The following is a 5,912-nucleotide window of genomic DNA, read 5'->3' on the forward strand; positions in this document are numbered from 1 at the left end:
CGTCAGTGCATGGTGTTTATCGATCGCCTTTGCCTTGACCCGATTCAGGATATCCATAACCACTGCATCATCGGGAACCGGGATGCCCAGCCGCTCCATCTTAACTTTGATGGACGTGCCACCGCTCATTTTCCCGACAATAATTTTTCGTTCTCTACCGATAATGCCGGCAATATCCGTTCCGGGGGGATTCGCCTTCCCCGCCTTCGCTAGTTTGAAACCAGCATCGACAGCTATACCCGATTCCTGCGTAAAAACCCGCTCACCTACCAAGGGCCAATTGGCTTGCAACTGAATTTGTGACAGTTTCTCCACGAGCTGTGAAACCTCATACAGCTTTTCTAATTTGATTCCGGTGTCGATGCCCAACATCAATTCAAGGTCTACGGCCACGGTTTCCAGTGGTGCGTTTCCTCCCCCTTCTCCGAGACCGTTTACGCAGGTATGAATCACTTCCGCACCCGCCATGGCTGCAGCCAAGGCCCCGGCCGTTCCCATGCCGTATGTGTTGTGTGGGTGGATTTCGATACATTTGTCTGTGAGTGACTTGACACGGCGGACAAAATGATAGAGCGCTCGGGGCAGGCAGGTTCCACGGGTATCGGGAAGTGCTATCGCATCAATGGCCCCTTCTTTAAGAATTTTTTCTATTATTTTTTGAACGAAGTCCCACGGTGACTGCGTGGCAAGCATCAGGAAAGCGGTAACCCGCAGTCCTTTCTCTTTTGCAAAATGCGACGCTTTGATTATCTTACTCGTTGTTTCCTCAAAAGACCATCCAAAGGCTTCGATCAGCGGCGGGAAGGTGGTAATTTCCAGCTCAATAGCCGGACAGCCGGCATCGGCTGCCTTCTGAATATCCCCTTGCACCGAACGGCAGAATCCCACAATCTCGGCAGAAAGTCCCAAGGAAGCCAGTTCTTTGACGGCTTCAAAATCATCCTGCGAAACAGCAGGCATCACCTCGATCCGATGTACCCCAAGCTCGCTTAAAGCTTGTCCTATCCGGACCTTATCCTCTTTGGTAAAAACCACTCCGGCGAATTGCTCGCCATCACGAAGCGTGGTGTCGTGGAGATAGATTGTCTTTGGTAAAAACTGCTTCTCCGCCTCTATCTCCTCCATGAAATTTAACGGACTGCTGTTGACCTGTTTCCAGTCTTCCATATCGTGTACACTCCTCTTCTTGTCTTTACTGGTATTGCACCGAGTTCGCGCCTTACCCCGTCATGTAGTTTTCGAGGTGTCCTCCTCTATGCCATATACGCTCATTCCGCCCGCAGTAATTCTGTCAGGTCAGAAATATCATTGATCATCTCCAGTGATTCAACTGTTTCCATGATCGTGTCGATCCGGCGTGCACTGAACAAGGCCGAGGCAAGGACTCTGAACTTATCCTTGAGTTCCTGGGTGGTAAAAGGGTTTTTGGGTGTTCCCTTGGAGTACTTGACGGTTTCCTGGAAAAGGCTGCCATCATTGAGCTTCACTTCAACAACAGAGGGAATTGCCAACCCTTTTTCTTCACTGAAGGTTCTTTCGGCGGCAGGATCCACCTCCATAGTAACTTTCTTTGCAACAGTCTTCGCCTCCTGATTATAAAAAATGTTTTCCTCGCTCATCCACTCATGTGGCATTTTTCGGAGAGCAAGCATGGAAATTGCGTAGGGAAGACAGAATTGCGCATTAAAAATAGATTCGATCGTGTCGCGCGAGAGAAGATCGATGGCCCGTTGTATAGTTTTCACCTTGATGGATTCGATATCTTGAGCACTGATCGAGTTTTGCTCAAATATCTTTTTCACTGCATCCGCGCTGCTATGCCCCCATGTACAGAGAGGATACGGCTTATATTTTGTATCCAGGATGGTGAAAGGATCACCGATATCTCTCACGAGTTCCCCACAATCATGATTATCCGACCCCATTGCGGCCCAAAACCCGGCATCGCCGTCGAAAACATGAGCAGTGCCCGATGAAACCCCTTTCTGTGCCAGGAGTGTCCAGAATACTCCTGAAAACGTTGACCATCCAAACGGACCTTTTGGAAAACCCGTATGATGTTCCGCTGATTTCTGCAGATCGATCGGCAGAGGAGCGATTTTTCCCGCAAGACCAAAGGCATCATAGAGTTGCTTTTCCCCTAATCCGAGCAACTTTCCTGCAACAGTTACTGCATCAAAGATCTGCCAGGTAGAGGGGAAATAGGTTCGGGCCTTCGATAGAGAGGGCATCGAGTACATCATGATACGAGATCCCACCTCAAAGCCCACCACGATGGCATGAATCACCTCAAGACCCGACGCGTTTTGTGCCTCTCCCACGCCAATGGCAGTCGGGACCAGACAGTTTGCCTGATGGGCCGCTCCGGCATACACATCATCCATATCCAGCAAATTTGCCAGCGTAGAATTGGCCCAGCATGCCAAAGGAAGAGAAACCGTGCCTTCAGTGCCGATCAGGGATGCTTCCCCTCCACCCCTGAATTCCTCCGCCTGGGCAACGATCTGCTTGCCGATTTTTGTGCAATATCCTCCAATGGCACAGCCAAGGGTGTCTAAGATAAATATTTTGGTGTGCTCGATTACCTCGGCGGGGATAGATTCTTTTTCTGAATGAATTATGTTGTCAATCAACCGCTCGGTATAGGTCATTGGAATCTCCTTCATCTAAACATGGAAGCTTTCACAAGCCAGCCGAAGAGGCCTATGAATCCACGGTGATATTCAGACAAGCATGGTGAATTGTACAGTTTTTTCGGGTAAATTGACCCCTTCCTGACAGCACCACCGGTGCTGTTTGCACATTTTACCTTTCTGCACCAAAAGATGTTCCTGTCGCTCTTCAAAGAGCCATAGAAATCAATGCTGTTATATCCATGACTTCTATAGTGTCTTCTTTTCCCATGGATTTAACCGCATCATTGAGCGTTATGTTACAGAATGGACAGGCAGTCAATAAGATTTCAGCACCGGTATCAAGCGCCTGCTGAATTCTTCGTTCGGATATTATCTGAGATGAAGTCAACCTTTCAGGCGGTTCCATCCACATCCGCCCGCCTCCCATGCCGCAACAATCACTCAGCTTTTTGCTGTTTTCTATTTCTTTGAAGACAACACCTGGAATACGCTCGATAAGTTTCCGAGGGGCATCAAAGACATCGCTGTGTCTTCCCAAATAGCAGGGATCGTGATAGGTGACCTTTTTATCTATTCTTGTTGATAGCTTCAACCTACCTTGATCCAGCATATCATTAAGGAACTGAGTATAATGCTGAACTTTTAACCCATTACCGCCGTCAGGATACTCTTTGGTAAACGTATAAAAACTGTGGGGATCTCCTGTGACAATATGGCGAATCCCCGCTTCCTCGAACATCGCCATGTTGTTCTCTGCCAGATACTCACCAAGCCCGTTCTCGCCCATTCTTCGAGCTTCATGGCCTGAGCAGACTTCATTCTCCAAAATTCCAAATTTAATGTTTGCCTTTTTGAGAGTTTTACTGAGGCTTTTCGATATCTTCTGACCATACGGGTCATATGACGAGGCGCATCCTACAAAATATAACACATCTACTTGATTGTCTTGTGAGGCAAACGGTATGTCAAGCCCATTGGCCCACTTGGTTCTTTCGTGAGAGGGGTTCCCCCACGGATTGCCGCGAACATACATATTTTTCAACACGGTCGCCTGCTCAGGCATGGGTCCCGCCATCTTTTCCACCAGCAGGTACTCCCGAGTTTTCTCAATCAGTTCACGAAGCGGAAGGGCACGCGAAACCTTTGTGCACATTACTTCGCATTTCCCGCAGGTTGTACACGAATAGACCAGATCTCGAAGGCTGTCTGAAAACTCATTCCATTTCATTCCATAGTAAATGGCACGGTTAATTCCAAAGGAACCTTGCGTAACCCGAGAGCTCACAAGAGGACAAAACAAATTACATAAGTGACATTTCATGCATGCGTTGAGTGCTTCAGTCACACCCTTTTCTATGCTTTCTTGTAATGTGTCTTCTTTCATCTATACTTCTCCTTCAAGGTTGCCGCGATTGAGAATATCACTGGGGTCGAAGAGTTGCTTCATCTTCTTTATTATTGCATAGCTGGTTTCACCGTATGTTTCACGATATAGGGGGAGCCGGTGCGGGAACCACCCCCAGTCCCCGCCGACACCGCCAAACTGCAGCTGCAACTCTTTTTCTACATTCCAGATTGCATCAACAAACCGCTTCATTTTTTCGATGGGCCATCCATGCGGATACGTCAAATAACAATGGAGGGAACCGGAACCCACATGACCATAGAGATACGCCTCTGATTCGGCAATGAGATCTGTCCTCCCCTCTGTGATATGTTCCAAACTCCTTATAGCCTCTGACATACGTGGAAGAACCGGATTCACCTCTATGGCTTTGCCGCCTTTTTTGCCTTTTTCCTCCCCCCAGCGCATAACGTTCTCCCGCACAGCCCACACCTTCTCCGCAGTTTCCTGATCCTCAATAACGAAGGCCTTCGTAGCTCCCTCGCTTTTGAACAGATCGACCACTTCTTGGGCATTGCTTATTGCTTCTTCCTTTGTCCTTCCCATTGCCTTGACTACAGCCAGGGCACCTTCCGGAAAATCCAGTCCATAGGCATCACAGCCAAGCTTACAGGCCTTTGTACCCACAAACTCCCCATCCATGGGAAGAGGCAGCTTTTTCTGATACATGCGTGTCATGACATGCCCCACCTCTTCGTCCGTTTTGAAAAAACCAACGGCATCTATGGTTTCCGGCATGGGAACAAGAATCATTCGCACTTTGGTAATAACACCCAGCATGCCTTCAGAGCCTATGAAAATGCGCCCCAGATCCCAACCCGCTGAACGTCGCAAGCATTTTGAACCTGTTTCGATTATTTCTCCGTTTGGCAGCACCACTTCCAGACCTAAAACATTGTGTATCGGTCTGCCAAAGATGTTGTCTGCCAAATGCCCTATCGTGTTAATGCTGACAGCCCCTCCTATGCTGGAACCGGCCTGTGTCTGGATAGGAAGAAAGTAACCCAGTTTGCCAAGTGCCTTTATGGCCTTACCGGTTTTTAATCCGGGACCACACTCAACATATTGATACTCTTCGTTGATCTCAAGAAAATCCATTCGCTCGGTACTCATGGTAATGCCGCGGTGCTTCGGCTTGGTGGGAAACACCAAATCGGTACCGGAACCATATGTTGTTACGGGCACATTGTGTTCTGTGGCGTACGCCAGCACCCTGGAAACCTCCTGGGCATTACCGGGCTGAATCACTACATCCGGCATAAATTCCTTTTCAACATCATACGGCAACAACGTATCGGCATAATTTATTCGCTCGAATAAATCTTCGTACACATACTTTTCACCGACTATGTTCTTCAAATCTTGAACTAATGCCTCTATACTCACATTCATTGCACAGAACCTCCCACCATTTGAACCATCGTCTTCAACATCGGTTTTCCTCTCTGACAGAGGAATGAACAACAGATTAATCGGCCTACATCGACCCTTTTCTCACACATCGGTGCGCTTGTTTCGGACAAACCTAATACTTTGCTTTCATGAGCTCTGGCAGCCACATGGCAATCTTCGGGAACAGCATTACCAGAGCCAAACACAACATCTGTATACCAACAAAGGGAACTATGGAACGGTAGATATCTGTCATGGATATTTCTTTCGGCACAACTCCCTTTAAGACAAAAAGATTGAATCCAAATGGCGGGGTCAGATATCCCATTTCCATGTTTACAACAAAAAGGATCCCGAACCACACCGGGTCAAACCCCAGTTTAACGATAATAGGGACAAAGAGAGGCCCCAACAGGGTCACGATGGCTGCAGCATTTAAGAACATACCTAAAATCAAAAAGATCACCTGCATGATGATA

At 47.9% G+C, this 5,912-nt stretch carries 5 protein-coding genes; all 5 read right to left on the minus strand.

The window, feature by feature from the left end; translation table 11 throughout:
• Window positions 1-1,167: 2-isopropylmalate synthase (locus tag JW883_12750; protein ID MBN1843133.1), on the minus strand; the 1,167-nt coding region annotated here is incomplete at its 3' end.
• 101 nt (window positions 1,168-1,268) lie between these two features.
• Complete coding sequence (locus JW883_12755) at window positions 1,269-2,651, minus strand: MmgE/PrpD family protein (GenBank protein ID MBN1843134.1); 1,383 nt, start codon at window positions 2,649-2,651, stop codon at window positions 1,269-1,271.
• Between the two features lie 190 nt (window positions 2,652-2,841).
• Window positions 2,842-4,020, minus strand: coding sequence for a (Fe-S)-binding protein (locus JW883_12760; GenBank protein ID MBN1843135.1), 1,179 nt, complete (start codon window positions 4,018-4,020; stop codon window positions 2,842-2,844).
• Complete coding sequence (locus tag JW883_12765) at window positions 4,021-5,433, minus strand: FAD-binding oxidoreductase (GenBank protein ID MBN1843136.1); 1,413 nt, start codon at window positions 5,431-5,433, stop codon at window positions 4,021-4,023.
• Window positions 5,434-5,566: 133 nt separating this feature from the next.
• Window positions 5,567-5,912 (minus strand): TRAP transporter large permease subunit (locus tag JW883_12770; protein ID MBN1843137.1); only part of this gene is annotated, 346 nt, incomplete at its 5' end.

This window comes from Deltaproteobacteria bacterium, assembly GCA_016930875.1.
Classification (GTDB): Bacteria; Desulfobacterota; Desulfobacteria; order Desulfobacterales.

Bases quoted from the DNA above. Each gene is read 5' to 3' on its own strand.
- JW883_12755 (MBN1843134.1), bottom strand. From the start codon at position 2,651: ATGACCTATACCGAGCGGTTGATTGACAACATAATTCATTCAGAAAAA.
- JW883_12765 (MBN1843136.1), bottom strand. From the start codon at position 5,433: ATGAATGTGAGTATAGAGGCATTAGTTCAAGATTTGAAGAACATAGTC.
- JW883_12760 (MBN1843135.1), bottom strand. From the start codon at position 4,020: ATGAAAGAAGACACATTACAAGAAAGCATAGAAAAGGGTGTGACTGAA.